20 protein-coding genes and 2 tRNA genes are annotated in these 18,733 nt (G+C 70.0%); 16 read left to right on the top strand and 6 right to left on the bottom strand.

Annotated elements, in window-relative coordinates:
• Positions 1 to 4 precede the first annotated feature (4 nt).
• Positions 5 to 997 (bottom strand): complex I NDUFA9 subunit family protein, encoded by a 993-nt coding sequence (locus VEC04_RS04465; RefSeq protein WP_324774250.1) that lies wholly within the window; start codon positions 995 to 997, stop codon positions 5 to 7.
• 173 nt (positions 998 to 1,170) lie between these two features.
• Here VEC04_RS04465 and VEC04_RS04460 point away from each other — a divergent pair.
• The 5 genes from VEC04_RS04460 (at position 1,171) to lptB (ending at position 3,936) form a co-directional block, all read left to right on the top strand.
• A tRNA-Leu gene (locus tag VEC04_RS04460) sits at positions 1,171 to 1,257 on the top strand.
• A 113-nt stretch (positions 1,258 to 1,370) separates the two neighbouring features.
• A complete protein-coding gene (locus tag VEC04_RS04455; protein WP_324774248.1) occupies positions 1,371 to 1,985 on the top strand; it encodes a ribonuclease D in 615 nt (204 codons plus the stop codon).
• Positions 1,985 to 2,641: an LPS export ABC transporter periplasmic protein LptC gene (gene lptC, locus VEC04_RS04450; RefSeq protein WP_324774246.1), complete on the top strand. Its 657-nt coding sequence runs from the start codon at positions 1,985 to 1,987 to the stop codon at positions 2,639 to 2,641. The genes VEC04_RS04455 and lptC overlap by 1 nt, the downstream gene beginning before the upstream one ends.
• 2 nt (positions 2,642 to 2,643) lie before the next feature.
• Complete coding sequence (locus VEC04_RS04445) at positions 2,644 to 3,120, top strand: LptA/OstA family protein (protein ID WP_324774244.1); 477 nt, start codon at positions 2,644 to 2,646, stop codon at positions 3,118 to 3,120.
• Between the two features lie 78 nt (positions 3,121 to 3,198).
• The gene (gene lptB, locus VEC04_RS04440) at positions 3,199 to 3,936 is read left to right on the top strand and encodes an LPS export ABC transporter ATP-binding protein (protein ID WP_324774287.1); all 738 of its coding nucleotides are present in this window, start codon (positions 3,199 to 3,201) and stop codon (positions 3,934 to 3,936) included.
• On the opposite strand, the gene VEC04_RS04435 is transcribed toward lptB, so the two are convergent.
• Positions 3,937 to 5,235: a M20/M25/M40 family metallo-hydrolase gene (locus VEC04_RS04435; protein ID WP_324774242.1), complete on the bottom strand. Its 1,299-nt coding sequence runs from the start codon at positions 5,233 to 5,235 to the stop codon at positions 3,937 to 3,939. It abuts the gene before it with no gap.
• Between the two features lie 378 nt (positions 5,236 to 5,613).
• Between VEC04_RS04435 and rpoN the strand changes: the two genes are divergently transcribed.
• The 3 genes from rpoN to VEC04_RS04420 all read left to right on the top strand — a co-directional run bounded on the left by rpoN (position 5,614) and on the right by VEC04_RS04420 (position 8,399).
• Positions 5,614 to 7,128 (top strand): RNA polymerase factor sigma-54, encoded by a 1,515-nt coding sequence (gene rpoN, locus VEC04_RS04430; protein ID WP_324774285.1) that lies wholly within the window; start codon positions 5,614 to 5,616, stop codon positions 7,126 to 7,128.
• 62 nt (positions 7,129 to 7,190) lie between these two features.
• Positions 7,191 to 7,856, top strand: coding sequence for a ribosome hibernation-promoting factor, HPF/YfiA family (gene hpf, locus VEC04_RS04425; protein WP_324774240.1), 666 nt, complete (start codon positions 7,191 to 7,193; stop codon positions 7,854 to 7,856).
• 75 nt (positions 7,857 to 7,931) lie between these two features.
• Positions 7,932 to 8,399, top strand: a complete 468-nt coding sequence (locus VEC04_RS04420) for a PTS sugar transporter subunit IIA (RefSeq protein ID WP_324774238.1) — start codon at positions 7,932 to 7,934, stop codon at positions 8,397 to 8,399.
• A gap of 153 nt (positions 8,400 to 8,552) precedes the next feature.
• On the opposite strand, the gene VEC04_RS04415 is transcribed toward VEC04_RS04420, so the two are convergent.
• The 4 genes from VEC04_RS04415 to VEC04_RS04400 all read right to left on the bottom strand — a co-directional run bounded on the left by VEC04_RS04415 (position 8,553) and on the right by VEC04_RS04400 (position 10,270).
• Positions 8,553 to 8,810: a DUF1150 domain-containing protein gene (locus VEC04_RS04415; protein ID WP_324774236.1), complete on the bottom strand. Its 258-nt coding sequence runs from the start codon at positions 8,808 to 8,810 to the stop codon at positions 8,553 to 8,555.
• Between the two features lie 188 nt (positions 8,811 to 8,998).
• A complete protein-coding gene (locus VEC04_RS04410) occupies positions 8,999 to 9,418 on the bottom strand; it encodes an Hsp20 family protein (RefSeq protein WP_324774234.1) in 420 nt (139 codons plus the stop codon).
• A gap of 153 nt (positions 9,419 to 9,571) precedes the next feature.
• A tRNA-Ala gene (locus VEC04_RS04405) sits at positions 9,572 to 9,647 on the bottom strand.
• Between the two features lie 149 nt (positions 9,648 to 9,796).
• Positions 9,797 to 10,270: a TIGR02300 family protein gene (locus tag VEC04_RS04400; protein ID WP_324774232.1), complete on the bottom strand. Its 474-nt coding sequence runs from the start codon at positions 10,268 to 10,270 to the stop codon at positions 9,797 to 9,799.
• 125 nt (positions 10,271 to 10,395) lie between these two features.
• Here VEC04_RS04400 and aroA point away from each other — a divergent pair, with 125 nt between their 5' ends.
• The 8 genes from aroA to VEC04_RS04360 all read left to right on the top strand — a co-directional run.
• A complete protein-coding gene (aroA, locus tag VEC04_RS04395) occupies positions 10,396 to 11,712 on the top strand; it encodes a 3-phosphoshikimate 1-carboxyvinyltransferase (protein ID WP_324774284.1) in 1,317 nt (438 codons plus the stop codon).
• The gene (cmk, locus tag VEC04_RS04390) at positions 11,709 to 12,359 is read left to right on the top strand and encodes a (d)CMP kinase (RefSeq protein WP_324774230.1); all 651 of its coding nucleotides are present in this window, start codon (positions 11,709 to 11,711) and stop codon (positions 12,357 to 12,359) included. The genes aroA and cmk overlap by 4 nt, the downstream gene beginning before the upstream one ends.
• Before the next feature lie 152 nt (positions 12,360 to 12,511).
• On the top strand, positions 12,512 to 14,221 hold the full coding sequence (gene rpsA / locus VEC04_RS04385; RefSeq protein ID WP_324774229.1) for a 30S ribosomal protein S1: 1,710 nt from the start codon (positions 12,512 to 12,514) through the stop codon (positions 14,219 to 14,221).
• A 326-nt stretch (positions 14,222 to 14,547) separates the two neighbouring features.
• Positions 14,548 to 14,835: an integration host factor subunit beta gene (locus VEC04_RS04380; RefSeq protein WP_324774227.1), complete on the top strand. Its 288-nt coding sequence runs from the start codon at positions 14,548 to 14,550 to the stop codon at positions 14,833 to 14,835.
• On the top strand, positions 14,835 to 15,251 hold the full coding sequence (gene mscL / locus VEC04_RS04375) for a large-conductance mechanosensitive channel protein MscL (RefSeq protein WP_324774225.1): 417 nt from the start codon (positions 14,835 to 14,837) through the stop codon (positions 15,249 to 15,251). Before VEC04_RS04380 ends, mscL begins: the two co-directional genes overlap by 1 nt.
• Positions 15,252 to 15,725: 474 nt before the next feature.
• On the top strand, positions 15,726 to 16,379 hold the full coding sequence (locus VEC04_RS04370) for a hypothetical protein (protein ID WP_324774223.1): 654 nt from the start codon (positions 15,726 to 15,728) through the stop codon (positions 16,377 to 16,379).
• Positions 16,285 to 17,907 (top strand): DNA polymerase Y family protein, encoded by a 1,623-nt coding sequence (locus VEC04_RS04365; protein WP_324774221.1) that lies wholly within the window; start codon positions 16,285 to 16,287, stop codon positions 17,905 to 17,907. Before VEC04_RS04370 ends, VEC04_RS04365 begins: the two co-directional genes overlap by 95 nt.
• Positions 17,904 to 18,733: PHP domain-containing protein (locus VEC04_RS04360; protein WP_324774219.1), on the top strand; the 830-nt coding region annotated here is incomplete at its 3' end. The genes VEC04_RS04365 and VEC04_RS04360, both read left to right, overlap by 4 nt.

The following is an 18,733-nucleotide window of genomic DNA, read 5'->3' as shown; positions in this document are numbered from 1 at the left end:
GCCCTCAGGCCTGGACTGTGGCGGCGGTGTCCGACGGCCGCTCCGAGAACTGCCCGCCGCGGCGGTAGCGCCACAGATACGACGGCGCGATGGCCTCGACGCCGGTCGGTTCGACGCCCAGCTCGGCCAGCCCTTCCGCCCCCTCCGCCACGACATTGTCCGTCTCCAGCATGACCACCTGGTCGCGCGTCAGGACCGGCGCGATGCCGACGAGGGCGGTGATCTGGGCCAGCGAACCGATGGCGCGGGCAGCGAAGAAGGGCAGGGGGATCAGGCCGTTCCGGCGGCGCGTCTCGTGCAGCACCAGCTTCAGCACCTCCTCGAAGGTCATCACCTCCGGCCCGCCCAGTTCGAAGGTGCGCCCGGCCGCGTCGGGCCGCTCCACCGCGCGGGCGATCGCCTCGGCCACGTCGCCGACATAGACCGGCTGGAAGCGCGTCTTGCCGCCGCCGATCAGCGGCAGGGCGGGGGCCATGCTCGCCATGGACGCGAACTTGTTCAGGAAGCTGTCACCCGAGCCGAACACGATCGAGGGCCGAATGATCACCGCGTCCGGCTTGGCCTCGCGCACCGCCATCTCGCCGGCGGCCTTGGTGCAGGCGTATCTCGACTCGCTCTCGGGGTTGGCCCCGATGGCCGACATATGCACCAGCCGCTCGATGCGGGCGGCGGCGCAGGCGACGGCGATGTTGCGGGCCGCCTCGACGTGCAGCGCCTCGAACGACCGCGAGCGGGTCTCGTAGAGCACGCCGATCAGATTGATCGCGGCGTCCGCCCCCTGCAGCGCGGCCTCCACCTGGGCCGCGTCCGTCGCATCGCAGCGGACCGCCTGGATCTGGCCGACGTGGCCCGAGGTCTGCAGCCTGTACGCGCGGTCGGGGCGGCGCACGGCGACGCGGATGCGCCATCCGCGCCGGGCCAGCAGCCGGACCACCTGGCCGCCGACGAAACCCGAGCCGCCGAAGACGGTGATCAGGCCGGGCGCAGCGTCGCTCATGACAGACTCCAAAGCTCAGGACGACCGGCGCGAACCGGCCCCGGCGCGGGGATTAGACGATGGCCCGGACGGCTGCAACGCAAACAGGACAAAAGCCTGTTGACCCGCCCCGGGGGCTGCCTTAAGGGTCCGCGCCTTCCGGACGGAAACGCACTCGGTGCGGCGAAGTCTGGGCCCAGATGGCGGAATTGGTAGACGCGCTGGCTTCAGGTGCCAGTGGCTGAAAGGCCGTGGAGGTTCGAGTCCTCTTCTGGGCACCATCTTTCGAAACGGCGTCGCATCCCTGATGCGGCGCCGTTTCTGCTTGGCCCTATCGCCTCCCGCGCGGCGAGAGGCTACTTGAGGGCCTGATGACTTTGCCGAGACCGACTGCATGACCGTATTCCTGCACGAGGGCGACCTGCCCGACGGCCTCGACCTCGGCCCCGAGGTCGCGATCGATTCCGAGACCATGGGCCTGCGGTTCCGGCGCGATCCGCTGTGCGTGGTGCAGCTGTCGGCCGGCGACGGGGACGCCCACGTCGTGCGCATGGCCCGCCCCGGCTACGACTGCCCCAATCTCAAGCGTCTGCTGACCGATCCGGCAGTGCTCAAGCTGTTCCACTTCGGCCGCTTCGACATCGGCATGTTCCAGCTCCACCTCGGCGTCGAGACCCGCCCGGTCTACTGCACCAAGATCGCCTCGAAGCTGGCGCGCACCTACACCGACCGCCACGGTCTCAAGGACGTCGTGCGCGAACTGGCCGGCGTCGACCTGTCCAAAGCCCAGCAAAGCTCCGACTGGGGCGCCGCCGAACTGACCCCGGCCCAGCTGGAATACGCCGCCTCCGACGTTCTCTACCTGCACGCGGTCAAGGCCCGCCTCGACGAGATGCTGGAACGCGAGGGCCGCGCCGAACTGGCCCGCAAATGCTTCGACTTCCTGCCGTCCCGGTCCGCGCTGGATCTGGCCGGCTGGGACGAGATGGACATCTTCGCGCACACCTGATGACCGAACCCGCCGACACGCGCGACCAGGCGGACGAGGCCCGCATCGCGGCCACGGCGAAGGCGTTCCGCGCCCGCTCCCGCCGCGTGCAGCTGCTGCGCCGCGTCCTGCCCGTGGCCATCGTCGTGCTCGCCGGGGGCACCATCAGCTGGATCGTCCTGCGCAGCGTCATCTCCGACGTCGAGCGCAAGGCCGGCGCGACCCGGGAAGTCACCCTCGAGAAATCCCGTTTCCTCGGCCAGGACGCCCAGGGCCGCAGCTTCGTCGTCGGCTTCGAGCGCGCCGTCCGCGACGCCCGGACCGGCCGCTTCCGGCTAGTCGGCCCCGCCTTGAGGCTCAATCTCGGCGGCCGCAAGGTCACCACCCTGACCGCCGACGGGGGCGTCTACGACGAGGCGGCGGAGACGGTGACCATCGGCCCGAACGTGCGCATATCGGACGGCGGCTCCGGATTCACCCTCGTCACGCCGGAGGCGGTGGTGAACACCTCGACCGGCGTGGTGACCGGCTCGAAGGGCGTCCAGGGCTCGGGCCCACTTGGAACCGTCACCGCTTCGTCCTATGCGATCTATGAACAGGGCGAACGGGTCGTGTTCAGCGGCTCGGGTGATAACAAGGTGCGCGGGACCATCAACGCCGCGAGGTCGGACGGATGAGCATGACCAGAACCCTGACGACGGCGGCGATCGCCCTGGCCCTCGCGGCTCTGCCTGGCACGGGCGGCGCGCAGAGCTTCCGGGCCGGGCAGCCGATCATGTGGGGCGCCGACCAGGTGTCGCGCACGCCAACGACGCTGTCGCTGCGCGGCCGCGCCGAACTGACCCAGGGCGACAGCCGCATCCGGGCCGATCGCGTCGAGGGCACGATCTCCGACGGCGGGCTGAGTCGCGTCGAGGCGACGGGCAACGTCTATTTCGTCACCCCGGAGCAGACCATCCGCGGCGACCGCGCCGTCTACACCCCGGCCAATGACACCATCGTGCTGAGCGGCGACGTGATCCTGACCCAGGGCGAGAACGTCATGACCGGCGGGCGGCTGACCTACAACACCCGCACCGAGGCCGCCGAGATGGACGGCGCGGGCGCGGGCGGCCGGGTGCAGGGCGTCTTCTACCCCGAACGCAGCGGGACCTGAGCCCCGGCTCGGACAGACCCTTTGGCCCGCAAGGAACTCTCCGCCCTCAACGTCCATGACGCCGCCGCTCCCGAGGCGGTGGCCGAGGCTCCCCGCCCGACCGGCCTGAGGGTCCAGAACATCGCCCGTTCGTTCGGTCAGCGGCAGGTGGTGCGCGACGTCTCCCTGCACGTCGAGCGCGGTCAGGTGGCCGGCCTGCTGGGCCCCAACGGCGCCGGCAAGACCACCTGCTTCTACATGATCACCGGCCTGATCCCGCCGGACAGCGGCAAGATATTCCTCGACGGCGAGGACATCACCGCCCAGCCCATGTACCAGCGCGCCCGGATGGGCCTCGGCTATCTGGCTCAGGAGGCCTCCATCTTCCGCGGCATGACGGTCGAGCAGAACGTCCGCGCCGTGGTCGAGCTGCATCACACCGGCCGCCAGACCATCGCGGAAGAAACCACCCGCCTGCTGGAGGAGCTGCGCATCGACCACCTGCGCCACGCCCCGGCCTCGGGCCTGTCGGGCGGCGAGCGTCGCCGCTGCGAGATCGCCCGCGCCCTAGCCGGCAAGCCGTCCTTCATGCTGCTGGACGAGCCCTTCGCCGGCATCGACCCGCTGGCCATCGCCGACATTCGCCAGGTCATCCGCTACCTCGCCGGCGAGGGCATCGGCGTGCTGATTACCGACCACAATGTGCGCGAGACGCTGGAGATCATCGACCACGCCTCGATCATCTCGGGCGGCGCCGTCCTCTTCGAGGGCAAGGCCGAGGACGTCATCCGCGACCCCGAAGTCCGCCGCGTCTATCTCGGCGACATGTACGGCTGACTACAGCCCCTCGAGGCTCAGCCGCGTAATCAGCACCGCCGCCCGCTGCGACTGGCGCACCAGACTGTCCAGATCGACCCACTCGCCCTCGGCGTGGGCCCCGCCCCCCGCGATGCCCAGCCCGCCCAGCGTATCGACGTCGCCGGCCACGAAGCCGCTGTCGGCCGCCCCGCGCCGGGCCGGGTCGTATTCGGCCATCTCCGGCAGGCCGAGGTCGCGGTTCACGTCATTGAGCCGGGCCAGCAGCGCCCGGTTGCCCTCCGTCGGCGCCATTGGCGGATAGCCGGTGTCCGCGAACACCAGTTCGGCGGTCGTGTGCGGCAGGTGGTCGGCGACGATGGCCTGCATCCCGGCCCGTACGCGTTCGTCCTGTTCGCGCGTCAGGGTGCGCAGGTCGCCCCGCGCGATGGCGGTCGAGGCGACGATGTTGGTCTTGCCCGAGGCGGTGACGTTGAAGCCCTCGGCGTCGATGGCGGCGGGCGTCCCGCCGGCGATGACCCCGACATTATAGGTCAGGTTCGGCTCGGGCAGTTCGCGGCGGAAGCCGTCGAGAATGCGCGCCACCTCGTAGATCGCCCCGTAGCCGAGCGAGTCGCTGAACACCCCGCTGGAATGGCCGGTCCGGCCCGTCGCCGTCAGCGTCCAGTTGGTCGAACTGCGTCGCGCAACCGTCCCGAACTCGGCCCCGTCGTCCGTGGCCAGGTTCTCGAACTCCAGCGCAAAATCCGCCGCCCGCCCCGCCTCGATCAGATCCCGCCGCGCGACCGCGACCGGCGACCCTACCCGCTCCTCGTCGCCGGTCAGAACGATGGTGATGTTCGCCTCGTCCAGCGTTCCGGCCGCCTGCATGGCCCGCAGGGCGGCGACGATCACCACCACCCCGCCCTTGTCATCGCCGATGCCGGGTCCGGTCGCTCGAGCCCCCTCGCCGCGCTGGAAGGCCTGGAACGGGCTGTCCGTCTCGAACACCGTGTCCAGATGACCGATCAGCAGCACATTGCGGCCCCGCCCCGAATGCGTGGCGACCAGATGCCCCGCCCGCCCCGTCTCGGCCATGTCGACCCAGCGGACTTCGAACCCCAGCGGCTCCAGCTCCGCCCGTACCATGTCGCCCACAGCACGCACGCCCGGCAGGTTCAGCGTGCCGCTGTTCTGGTTCACCAGCCGCTCGAGAAGGGCCACGTGCCGGTCGTGCTCCCGCTCGACGGTCCGCATCATCGTTTGTTCGGCAGGCGTGGCCTGCGCCAGGGCGGACCCGGGCAGGGCCAGGCAGAGCAGGGCGGTCAGGATCAGGCGCATGGGTTCTCTCTCGCGGCGGACCGAGGCTTGCCGATCCCCGTACCGGAGTAAAGCCGGCGCTTCGCCCCCAATCTTCCCCCGTCGTCATCCCCGGGCTTGACCCGGGGATCAGAGGCGAGAGGCGGGCTGTGCGGCGGGGACGGCCCGGCGGGCGCGCCCGTGGGTCGCTCGACGGAGCACCGGACGGTCTGATCCTCGGGTCCAGCCCGAAGATGACGGAGAGGGGGACGCAAGGGAAAAGCGGGGACAGGGTAAACCAGAGACAGGCGCCACTTTCCTGGTGGGTCTGGTCACCGCTTAGACCCCGTTAACCGTTCCGGCCACACAGTGGCCGCCAGCAAGTTTTGGGCCAACCGGCCCGGCAGGGGGCTGCGAACGGTGCTCGGACAAAGGCTGGAGATTCGGCAGGGGCAGGGGCTCGTCATCACGCCCCAGCTGCAGCAGGCGATCAAGCTGCTGCAGCTGTCGAATATCGAGCTGGACGCCTTCGTCGAGGCCGAGCTCGAGAAGAACCCCCTGCTCCAGCGCGAGGACGCCGAGCCCGGCGGCGAGATCGACGCCCCGACTGCGGAGAGCCACGACGCGGCCGAAATGAGCTTCGATGAAGGCCGGGTCCAGGACGCTGACCGCACCCTCGACGCCCGCTCCGACGACGTCTACGGCGACGCCAGCCCGGGCGAGCGGACCTCGGACCGGATGGAGGACGTCGGAACCGGCGAGGCCCAGCCCGGCCTCAACGACTGGTCCCGCGCCGGATCCGGCGGCGGCCTGCCCGACGGCGAGGGCCGCGAACAGCCCGACACCCGCGAAGCGACCCTGTGGGAGCATCTGCAGGCCCAGGCCTCGCAGGCGGGCTTCAGCCCCGCCGATCACGCCATCGCCCTGTCCCTGATCGACGCCGTCGACGAGGGCGGCTACCTCCGCGGCGACCTCAGCGAAGTGGCCGAACGTCTCGGCGTGCCTCTCGACCGCGTCGAGGCCGTGCTGGCGACCTGCCACGGCTTCGAGCCGACCGGCATCATGGCGCGCTCCGTGCCCGAATGCCTGAAGCTGCAGCTGATCGAGCGCAACCGCTTCGATCCGGCCATGGCCTGCCTGCTCGACAATCTCGACCTGCTGGCCAGGCGCGACCTGACCGCCCTGAAGAAGGCCTGCGGCGTCGACGGCGAGGACATGGCCGAAATGATCGCCGAGCTGAAGGCCCTGACGCCGCGCCCGGGCGCCGGCTTCGGCGGCGAACCGGCCCAGACGGTGATCCCCGACGTCCACGTGCGCCCCGACCCGGCCGGAGGGTGGAAGGTCGAGCTCAACGCCGACACCCTGCCGCGCCTGATCATGGACAAGCGCTATCACGGTGTGGTCGCCGCCGGGGCCCGCTCGGATACTGAGAAGACCTTCGTGGCCGAATGCGCCGCCCAGGCCAGCTGGCTGGTCAAGTCGCTGGACCAGCGCGCCAGGACCATTCTCAAGGTCGCCTCCGAGATCGTCCGTCAGCAGGACGCCTTCCTCGCCTTCGGCGTCGAATTCCTCCGGCCGCTGAACCTGAAGACCGTCGCCGACGCCATCGGCATGCATGAATCGACGGTGTCGCGCGTCACCTCGAACAAATACGTCTCGACGCCGCGCGGCGTGTTCGAGCTCAAATTCTTCTTCACCGCCGCCATCCAGTCGTCCGACGGGGGCGCCACCCATTCCGCCGAGGCCGTGCGCCACCGCATCAAGGCGATGATCGAGGGCGAAGCGCGCGATGGCGACGTTTTGTCCGACGACCGGATCGTCGAGATCCTTAACGAGGCGGGCATCGACATCGCCCGCCGGACTGTCGCCAAGTACCGGGAAGCGTTGCGGATTCCGTCATCCGTCGAGCGCAGGCGGATGCTGAAGGCCGGCTGAAGCGTCACCACATTTCGGTGATCGGCGTTGACACCAAACGCCTTCGGTCGCGTTCTGTGTGCATGCAAATCCAGGTCAGCGGTAAGCACGTGGATGTCGGCGAAGCGTTAGGCTCGCGCATCTCCCAGGAACTTCAGGACGGGATCGGCAAATACTTCGAGCGAGGGGCCCAGGACGCCGAGGTGATCGTCGCCAAGGAGGGTCACAGCTTCAAGGTCGACTGCTGGGTGCGCCTCGCGTCAGGCCAGGTGGTCTTCACCTCGGGACTCGGCGGTGACGCCCATTCGGCCTTCACCGAAAGCCTCGACAAGCTCGAGAAGCGGGTGCGGCGCTACAAGCGCCGGCTCAAGGATCACCATATCGGCCCCCGCGGCCTGTCGCCCGAGAAGACCGAGGCGGCCGCCCGCGAGGTCGCCCGCAGCATCGTCCTGCGTGATCCGGACTCGGTCGAGGACGAGGATTTCGGCGAGGCCGGCGCGCCCGGCGAGCCGCCCCCCGTCGGCATGGTCATCGCCGAGACGGAGGCGGAGATCCGCACCGTCACCGTCGGCCGCGCCGTGCTCGAGCTCGACATGACCGGCTATCCGGTCGTGGTGTTCCGCAATGCGGCTCATGGAGGCCTGTCCGTCGTCTACCGGCGGCCGGACGGCAACGTCGGCTGGATCGATCCGGAGCGAACCTCGAAATCGCTCAATGGACACGGTTCGGTAAACGGTGGTGCGTCATAGTGCTTCCCACAACGAGGCGGGTCGTCTACACGGCGCCGCCCATCGGGAATGATTGGGTAGAGTCGGGAAAGCTTCATGGACATCGGTGATTTGCTGGCGGACGGCGGCGTCGTTCTGCGCAGCGGCGCGTCGTCGAAACGCCAGGCCCTGCACACGGTGGCCGAAGCCGCCGCCCAGGCGCTCGGCCTGCCCGAGGCCCGGGTCATGGAGGCCCTGCTGGAGCGCGAGGCCCTCGGCTCGACCGGGCTCGGTTCCGGCGTGGCCGTCCCGCACGCCCGCATCGACGGCATCGACCGGGTGACGGCGGTGTTCGTGCGTCTGGATACGCCGGTGGCCTACGGCTCGGTCGACGACCGGCCGGTGGATCTGATCTTCGCCCTGTTCGCGCCGCCCCGCGACGGGGCCGAGCACCTGCGGGCGCTCGCGGCGGTGTCGCGCGCCCTGCGTTCCTCCGAGATGCGGGAGCACCTGCGTCAGGCCCGCACCGTCGACGCCATCCGCGCCCTGTTCGTCAAGGACCAGGTCCCCGCCACGGCGGCCTGACTCCGTCATCCTCGGGCTTGACCCGAGGACCAGACCGTCCGGTGCTCCGTAGCAAGGAAATGCGGCGTGCCCATCCGTGGGCCGGTCTCCGTCTCACAGCCCGGCTCCACCTCTGATCCTCGGGTCAGGCCCGAGGATGACCGGGGCGGGGGGCTAGTGAACCGAAACCGGCTCCAGCTCGTGCGCCACAGCGGCGGCGAAGGCGGTTTCGCGGTCCATCATCACGGCCAGTCTTTCGCCGTCGGCGCCGTGCACCGCATAGAGGGTGGTTTCCGGATCGATCGCCAGGCCCCTGGCTTCCGGTATTGGCGTATCCGCCAGCACGTCGGCGGCGCGGATTTCGCGCACATACACCAGATCCGGAGCGCCGAGGCCCCTGAAAGCTTCCTTGGTCATCATCGTCGGCGTCATGGCGACCGCCTCCTTGTACTGAACTAAACGCGTCGAATGGCGTGGGGTTCGGCCCCGCCAGAGCCTGATCGGTTGAGGCGGGATCGCTTCGCGAGTCCGCCGACGCCGTGAATCAGGCTCCAGCATGAGCGGGGGCGATATCGGGGACCGATTTCGCCCCTGCGGCGGCCGGTGAAACGACGGCTGGATCAACCCGTCGTGATGGGGATGCGCCGGACCGTCGGCAGGTCCTCGGGCCGGCTCAGTTCGACGTGCAACAGGCCGTGCTCCAGCCGCGCCTGATCGACCTCCAGCCCGTCGGCGAGCACGAAGCTGCGCACGAAGCCGCGCCCGGCGATGCCTCGGTGCAGGAAGGCCTGCTCCGCCTTGCCGGCGTCCTCGCGCTTGCCGGCGATGGTCAGCTGACGGCCCTCGATCGTGACCGTCAGATCGTCCGGCCCGAACCCGGCCACGGCCAGGGTGATGCGGACCGCATGCTCGCCCAGCTGTTCGACATTGTAGGGGGGATAGCTGTCCGCCGCCGCCCGCGCCGCCCGGTCGATCAGGGCCCGCGTGTGGTCGAACCCGAGCAGGAACGGGCTGTCGAACAGGATGGTGCGCGTATTCATCGTCTCGCCCCCGAAGCAGGCCTGCGGCCGTCCGCGCCTCCCGGGATCGGCAAGGCGTCGGCCGCAACGATCAAATGGGAGTTCGGCGGCTCCGGATCAACGGCCCTGCGCCAGATGGGACGAAGGCCCCGCGGTCTCCCGCGGGGCCCTCGATGGTGGAGCTAAGCGGAGTCGAACCGCTGACCTCTTGAATGCCATTCAAGCGCTCTACCAACTGAGCTATAGCCCCAAGCCGTTCGGCTCGGACCGCCGGGAGAAAACCGCCCCCCGGCGAGGCGGCGGAACCTATGTCAGGCCCTGATCGCGATCAAGCCCGGTTCCGCCATTTATTTTCGCCCCGCCGGAGTGGTCGCCGACCACCCCGGACGGAGCGGGTTTTCAGTCGTCGTCCTTGCCCGCTTTGACGATCTCGTCGTCGAAGGCGTCGTCGTCCTCGTCCTCGATGAAGGGGACGGAATCGTCGTCATCGTCGTCGGCCAGCACGTCGTCGTCGTCGCCGGCCTCGCCCATGCCGGGCTCTTCGGTCGGATCGACCGGAGCCTCGTCGTCGTCGTCCGGCGTCAGGATCGGCTCGTGCCCTTCCTCGTCGATCTCCGGGGTGACGACGGCCTCTTCCTCGTCCTCGTCGTCGCCGGCGACCTTCTTGTCGACCTGATCCTCGGCGTCCTCATCGACGGTTTCGTCAGCGGCGTAGCCGGCCGGACGACCGCGGCGGTTGCGCAGCTTCAGCGCTTCCTCAGGGTCGAAGTCGGTCGCGCATTTGGGGCAGTGGGCCGGGCGACGGCCCAGGTCGTAGAATTTGGCCTGGCAGTTCGGGCAGACCTGCTTCTGGCCCAGTTCGGGATTGGCCACGGGGGCGCCTCTCTCGGTGGGGGGAATTCGGGCGCGTCCCTTGCCACCCCTGAGGGCCGCTGTCAAAAGCCATCTCCGCGCCGCCTGCACGCTTCGGAGATCGCCGGGTGACGACCCCCTCCCATCTGACCGCCCGCCGGGCCTCCGCCCCGACCGGGGCCCTGTCCGGCGCCGTGCGCGCGCCGGGCGACAAGAGCATGTCGCACCGCGCCCTGATCCTCGGCGCCATGGCCAGCGGAGTCACCGAAATCGACGGTCTGCTGGAAGGCGACGACGTCCTCGCCACCGCCCGCGCGGTGGAGGCCTTCGGCGCCGGGGTCGAGCGCCTCGGAGAGGGCCGCTGGCGGGTCACCGGCCACGGCGGGTTTCGGCAACCGTCAGGCGTCATCGACTGCGGCAACGCCGGCACCGGCGTCCGCCTGTTGATGGGCGCGGCGGCGGGCTATCCGGTCACCGCAGCCTTCGACGGGGACGCCTCCCTGCGCAAACGCCCGATGAGGCGCGTCACCGCTCCCCTCGCCGACATGGGCGCGCGCTTCGAGTGGCCCGGCGAGGAAGACCGTCTGCCTCTGACCCTCGCCGGCGGCGGCCTCAAGGCCATCGACTACGTCCAGACCGTCGCCTCGGCCCAGATCAAGTCGGCCGTCCTGCTCGCCGGGCTGAACGCCGATGGCGTCACCACGGTGACCGAGCCCACGCCCAGCCGCGACCACACCGAACGCATGCTCCGGGCCTTCGGGGCAGAGGTCGGCGTCCTGCCCGCCGGCTCCGGCTGGACGGTCACGCTGAAGGGCGGCCAGCCCCTCACCGGAACCGCCGTCTCCGCCCCCGGCGACCCATCCTCCGCCGCCTTCCCGCTCGCCGCCGCCCTGATCGTCCCTGGCTCGCAGGTCACCGTCGAGGGCGTCATGCTCAACCCGCTGCGCACCGGCCTGTTCGAGACCTGGCGCGAGATGGGGGCCGACCTGACCGTCTCGAACCGCCGCATGGCCGGCGGCGAGGAGGTCGGCGACGTCACCACCCGCCATTCCAGGCTCACCGGCGTCGTTGTTCCCCCCGGGCGCGCCGCCTCGATGATCGACGAATACCCGATCCTCGCCGCCACCGCCGCCTTCGCCTCGGGTCCGACCGTGATGCGCGGCATCGGTGAGATGCGGGTCAAGGAAAGCGACCGCATCGCCCTGATGTCCGCCGGTCTTCAGGCCTGCGGCGTCGCCGTCGAGGAGGAGCCGGAGGGCTTCACCGTCACCGGCGGTCCCGTCCGCGGCGGCGCGGCCGTGACCACCCACGGCGACCACCGTATCGCCATGAGTCACCTGGTGCTGGGTCTCGCGGCCGCCGAACCGGTCACCGTCGACGAACCCGGCATGATCGCCACCAGCTTTCCCGGCTTCGTCGAGTTGATGCGCGGTCTCGGGGCCGATATCGGGGCGCCAGAATGACCCGCGCGCTGATCATCGCCGTCGACGGACCGGCCGCCTCGGGCAAGGGCACTATCGCCGCGCGGCTGGCCACGGAATACGAGCTGCCGTTTCTCGATACCGGCCTGCTCTACCGCGCGGTCGGCGTCGGCGTGCTGGACGCCGGCGGCTCCCTCGACGACGAGGCCGCGGCCGAGGCCGTCGCCCGCGCCCTCGACGCCGGCCAGCTGGCCGACACCGACCGCCTGACCGGCCGCGACGCCGGCGAGGCCGCAAGCCGCGTGGCACGCTACACCGGCGTCCGCGCCGCCCTGCTCGCCTTCCAGAAGGCGTTCGCCCATCAGGCCGGCGGCGCGGTCCTCGACGGCCGCGACATCGGCACGGTCATCGCCCCCGGGGCCGCGGCCAAGCTGTTCGTCACCGCCACGCCCGAGGTCCGCGCCCTGCGCCGCTGGAAGCAGCTGACCGGCCGCGGCGAGGTCATCGCCTACGAGGACATGCTGGCTGACATCGTCCGCCGCGACGAGCGCGACGCCGGCCGCGGCGCGGCGCCGATGGTCCAGGCCGAAGACGCTGTCTTGCTGGACACGACCGATATGGATATAGAGACCGCCTTCGATGCGGCCCGCCGTATCGTCGAGGCGGCGCGTGTTCGGCACGGTCTCTAGGGACCACCGGCAAATCCAACGCTCCATCCTCGGCTTCCGCGGGCGATCTGGCTCATTCGCCTCGCGTCCCGACGACCTGATCTCACTCTTCAACTCACCTCGCGCGGGGCCACTTGGTCACGCGCCACAACCGTTAGAAACCCCAACCCCGTATGACCGACACCCAAAGCTTCTCCCCCTCGCGTGACGACTTCGCCGCGCTGCTCGACGAAACCCTTCAGGGCCGCGACCTCGGCGAAGGCCAGGTCGTCCACGGCCGCGTCGTCGGCATGGAAAAGGACATCCTGATCATCGACGTCGGTCTGAAGACCGAAGGCCGTATCCCGGCCCGCGAGTTCGGCATCGGCGAAGGCGCCGTGATCCCGAAGATCGGCGACAACGTCGAAGTCTATCTGGAGCGCGTCGAGAACGCCCTGGGTGAAGCCGTCATCAGCCGCGACAAGGCTCGCCGCGAGGAAGCCTGGACCCGTCTGGAAGTGGTCTTCGCCGAAGGCCAGCCGGTCAACGGCGTCATCGTCGGCCGCGTCAAGGGCGGCTTCACCGTCGACCTCGGCGGCGCCTCGGCCTTCCTGCCGGGCTCGCAGGTCGACATCCGTCCGGTGCGCGACGTCGCTCCGCTGATGGACAAGGAACAGCCCTTCGCCATCCTCAAGATGGACCGTCCGCGCGGCAACATCGTCGTCTCGCGCCGCGCCATTCTGGAAGAGGCCCGTGCCGAACAGCGCACCGAGCTGGTCGGCCAGCTGCAAGAGGGTGAAGTCCGCGAAGGCGTGGTCAAAAACATCACCGACTACGGCGCGTTCGTGGATCTGGGCGGCATCGACGGCCTGCTGCACGTCACCGACATGTCGTGGAAGCGCGTCTCCCACCCGTCGCAGGTCCTCGCCGTCGGCGACACCGTCAAGGTCCAGATCGTCAAGATCAACCCGGACACACAGCGCATCTCGCTGGGCATGAAGCAGCTCCAGGCCGATCCGTGGGACGGCGTGGAAGCCAAATATCCGGTCGGCGCCAAGATGTCGGGCCGCATCACCAACATCACCGACTACGGCGCCTTCGTGGAGCTGGAGGCCGGCGTCGAGGGTCTGGTGCACGTCTCGGAAATGTCGTGGACCAAGAAGAACGTCCACCCCGGCAAGATCGTCTCGACCTCGCAGGAAGTCGACGTGGTCGTGCTGGACGTCGACGCCTCCAAGCGCCGCATCTCGCTGGGCCTGAAGCAGGCCCAGGACAATCCGTGGGACGCCTTCGTGGCCGCTCACCCGATCGGCTCGACCGTCGAGGGCGAAGTCAAGAACGCCACCGAGTTCGGCCTGTTCATCGGCCTCGACAACGACATCGACGGCATGGTCCACCTGTCGGACCTCGACTGGAACGTCTCGGGCGAGGAAGCCATCCAGCGCTACCGCAAGGGCGAGACCGTCAAGGCCAAGGTGCTGGACGTCGACGTCGAGAAGGAACGCGTCTCGCTGGGCATCAAGCAGCTGGGCGGCGATCCGATGGAAGGCGACACCTTCAAGAAGGGCCAGCAGGTCACCGTCACCGTGACGGCGATCGAGACCGGCGGCATCGAGGTCAAGTTCGGTGAAGAGGACGCTCCGGCGACCGCCTTCATCCGCAAGTCCGACCTGTCCCGCGACCGCAACGAGCAGCGCACCGAGCGCTTCTCGGTCGGCGACCGCGTCGACGCCATGGTCACCGGCATCGACAAGGCCTCGCGCCGCGTCTCCGTGTCGATCAAGGCCCTGGAGATGAAGGACGAGCAGGCCGCCATCGAGCAGTTCGGGTCCTCGGACTCGGGCGCCTCGCTGGGCGACATCCTCGGCGCCGCCCTGCGCGAAAAGGCCGGTTCCAAGGAATAGGCCTCAAGCAGCGAGCGACCGCAGAGCCTGTCCTCGGGCCGATCGAAGATCGGACCCGGGGGCGAGCGCCAGGCCACTGGAAAGAAGGGCGGCTGGAGCGATCCAGCCGCCCTTTTTCTTGACCGTATTCCCCGCTCGGCCATGACGGATGCGGGGAATAGAGCCCTTTTTCATGCCCGCTCGCTCGACGGTAAACGTCCAGTAACCGACATTTCGGCGGCGGGGACCTTTTGCCTTTCGAAACCGGAGGCTAGGGTGGCCTTGCATTCGGCGTCCGGATGCACCCGTATGGCCCCGCAAGGGGCGTTGGAGGGCGGGGGCCTGACATGATCAAATCCGAGCTGATCGAGAAGCTCGCGGCCGAAAACACTCACCTGACCCACGCCGAGGTGGAGCGGGTGGTCAATATCGTGCTCGGCCGGATGGTCGAGGCGCTGGGTGAAGGCGGCCGGGTCGAATTGCGTGGTTTCGGCGCCTTTTCGGTCCGTGGCCGCCCGGCCCGGGCCGGACGCAATCCGCGCACCGGCGAAACCGTCGAGGTGCCGGCCAAGGCGGTGCCCTTCTTCAAGAGCGGCAAGGAGCTGCGCGAGCGGCTGAACGCCTCGGACGCCTGATGGGCCTGCTCGCCGAGTTCAAGGAATTCGCCGCCCGCGGCAGCGTCATCGACCTCGCCGTCGGCGTCATCATCGGGGCCTCGTTCGGCAAGATCGTCACCAGCCTGGTCGATCAGGTCATCATGCCGCCGATCGGCCTGCTGCTCGGCAAGGTCGACTTCTCCAGGCTCGAATGGGTGCTGGTTTCCGACGATCCCGCCACCGCCGCGGTGGAGAAGGTCGCCATCCAGTACGGCGCCTTCGTCAACACCCTGATCCAGTTCGTCATCGTGGCCTTCGTGGTCTTCCTGCTGGTCAAGGCCATCAACCGCCTCCGCCGCGAACAGGCCGCCGCGCCCGACGCCGCCGCCGCGGCCCCCACCCCCACCGAAGCCCTCCTCGCCGAAATCCGCGACGAGTTGAAGGCGCGGCGGTAGGGGCCAACCGGCGCCAGCCCCACCACCACCGTCACCCGCGGGCTTGACCCGAGGGCCAGACCATCCTGTGCTCCGTCGAGGTAACGCGGCCGCCGACTGTCAGGGCCATCCGCACGGCACAGCCCGCCTTAACCTCTGATCCTCGGGGCAAGCCCGAGGATGACGGATGACGGAAGGCGGAGAAGGAATTTATTCCTCCCAAACCCTTGACCGCCGCCCGCGTCACCCCATGTCAGACCAGCTTGGCTGCAGAGCCCTGCGGGTCTTTGAAATCGTATCGTCCATGGACGCTTCGGCGATGTAGACTCTGCCGACTCTGCCACACCGAATTTTCGCGCAGCCGACGCCGACTCTGCCATAGCGAATTTTCCGCTTTCACCCGGGTAAAATGCCCCGGCCCGCTGGAATCCGATTCCGCGTTTGACTCTCTGTTCCATGCGGAACAAATAATGAACATTCAGCTTCTGAATGATCATGAACCCGTCGCCCATCCTGTCACAGGACCCGTTCCCGGAGGTCGCCGCGTCTCTCGAGGAGGCGTGCGCCCCCGCGCCCCGGGACATGGGCGCGGCGGTGGCGTTCGCCCTGTCGCGGCGGCGTGACGGCGACGGCCGGCCGGTGCTGATGACCGCGCCCCGGGCATGGTTCGTGGAATATGGCCGCCCCTACGGCCCCGGCATCGCCCGGACGCCCCTGATCCTCGCGCCCGTCTCCAACCTGGCCGAGGCCCTGTGGGCGATGGAGCAGGGCCTGCGCTCCGGGGCTGTGTCGCTGGGCCTCGGCGCGGTCGAGGGGGCGACGCTGGCCCAGACCCGCCGGCTCGATTTCGCGGCCAAACAGGGCGCGGCCGTCGGCCTGATCCTGTCGCGCGGTCTCGACGGCCTCAGCGCGGCCCGCCGCCGCTGGCGGATTTCGACGCAGCCGAGCGCCGTGGACCCCGAGGATGACCGGGCGCCCGGTCCGGCCCGGCTGCTCGCCGAACTGACGCGCGGGCGGGGCGAACGGCCCGGCGCCTGGATGCTGGAGCAGGATGATGAGACGTATCGTCTCCGTCTGGCTGATCGACTGGCCGATCTCGGTCCGCCGTCGATCGCTGGAACGGGCGCGCCGTCCGGCCTCGCCGCCTGAGCCCGCCCCCCAGAATCATACTGGGCCCCGCAGCCCCTTCGCCCTGATCCTGAAGAACAATCGGGGCGCGGCGGTCATCCACGCCCTGAATCCGGCCGCCCGGCGGGCCGGTCTGCGGCGCGGCCAGACCCAGGCCGACGCCCGGGCGATGATCCCCCATCTGATCTGCCAGCCTGCCGATCCCGACGCCGACGCCCGGGCCCTGAAGGCGCTGGCGCACTGGGCCGAGCGCTGGTCGCCCTCGGTCAGCGTTGACGCAGGGCGAGATGGCCTTGGCGGCGAGGGGCTGGAGGGCCTGTTCCTCGACGTCACCGGCGCGGCCCACCTGTTCGGCGGCGAGGCGGCCTTGCTGCGCCAGATCCGCCAGCGGCTGGCTGAAGCCGGAGCCCCCGCCCGCGTGGCCATGGCCCCCACCCCCGGGGCCGCCTGGGCCCTGGCGCGCTGGGGCGAGGACGAGGCGCCGATCGCCACGGACGAGACCGTCCGCGACCAGCTGGCCCCCCTGCCGGTGGAGGCCCTGCGCATCGCCGACCGGACGCTGGCGCAGGCCCGCCGCTTCGGCCTCAAGCGCATCGGCGACCTCTATCCCATGCCGCGGGCGGGGCTGGCCCGGCGGTTCCGCTCCGACGGCGGCGTCGATCTGGTCCGGCGGCTGGATCAGGCGCTGGGTTATGCCGGCGAGGCCTTGGTCCCGGTGCGCCCGCCGCCCCGTTACCGGGCATGGGAGGCCTGGGCCGAGCCGGTCGGCGATCTGGAAGGCGTCGAGGCGCGCCTGCCCGAACTGGCCGCCGATCTCGCCACGCCGCTGGAGCGCGACGGGCAGGGCGCGCGGGCCCTGACCCTGACCGGCTTCCGTTCGGACGGCCGCACCACCGCCCTGTCGGTTCGCACGAGCCTGCCGGGTCGCGACGCCTCCGTCTGGCTGCGCCTGTTCCGCGAGGCCGGTCTGGGCAAGCTGGAACTCGGCTTCGGCCTCGACGCCCTGATGCTGACCGCCGACGTGGTCGAGCCGATGGTCGCCGTGCAGACGGCGCTGGAGGCCGAGGTCCAGACCCGCCAGGCCGAAAGTCTCGCCGCCCTGATCGACCGTCTGACGGCGCGGCTGGGCGAGGCCCGGGTGCTGACCCCCGAGGCGACGGACAGCTGGATCCCCGAACGCGCCGAACGGCTCCGCCCCGCCCTCGGCCGCCCCGTCCAGGCCGATCCCGGCGGCATGGGTCGCCGCCCGATCCTGCTGCTGGACCCGCCCGAGCCGATCAAGGACCCGCTGTTCGACCTCCCCGATGGCGCTCCGGCCCGCTTCACCTGGCGCCGCGCCCCCCGCCGGGTCACCTGCGCCGAGGGTCCCGAACGCCTGTCCCCCGAGTGGTGGCGCACCGCCAGGGCCCGCACCCGCGACTATTACTGCCTCGAGGACGCCGACGGGGGCCGCTACTGGGTCTTTCGCGAAGGTCTCTACGGCCGGGAGTACGCCGGCGCTCCCGGGGAGCGGGCTCCGACCTGGTGGATGCACGGGGTGCTGGCGTGAGCGGCTGGAACGGCGACTACGCCGAGCTCGGCGTCCTGACCAATTTCAGCTTCCTCGAAGGGGCGTCGCACCCCGCCGAGCTGATGCTGCAGGCGAAGGCGCTGGGCCTCGCCGCCGTCGGCGTCGCCGACCGCAACACCCTCGCCGGCATGGTCCGCGCCCTGATGGGCGCCGAGGACGCCGACATCCGGCTGGTGATCGGCGCCCGCCTCGCCTTCACCGACGGGACCGAACTGATCGTCTTCCCCCGCGACCGCCCCGCCTACGGCCGCCTCTGTCGCCTGCTGTCCCTCGGCAAGAGCGAGGCCGTGCCCCAGCCCGGCGCCGATCCCGATGGCGAGCGGATCGAAAAGGCCGAGACCCGCCTGACCTTCGAACAGGCGGTCGCGCGGGGCGAGGGTATGATCGCCCTCGTTCCGGCTCCGGCGGCTCCTGACGCGGCTTTCGAGGCCCGGCTGACGGCGTGGCGGCGTGCCTGGCCGGATACCCTCTATCTGGCCGTCTCGCCCCTGTGGCGCGGCGACGACCGGCGGCGGCTGAACCGGCTGGCGGCGATGGCTCAGCGGACCCGGGCGCCGATGATCGCGACCAATGCCGTCCTCTACCACCACCCTGACCGGCGCATGCTGCAGGACGTGCTGACCTGCATTCGCGAGGGAACAACCATCGACAAGGCCGGCCGCCGGCTGCAGGCCAACGCCGAGCGCTTCCTGAAGTCTCCGGCCCAGATGGCCCGCATGTTCCGCGGCCACGAGGCGGCGCTGGCTCGCACCATGGACGTGGTCCGGGCCTGCACCTTCTCCCTGCGCGAGCTCAGCTACCAATA

Source organism: Brevundimonas sp., assembly GCF_035626535.1.
GTDB lineage: Bacteria > Pseudomonadota > Alphaproteobacteria > Caulobacterales > Caulobacteraceae > Brevundimonas.
This window is presented reverse-complemented; position numbering and strand designations above follow the sequence as displayed.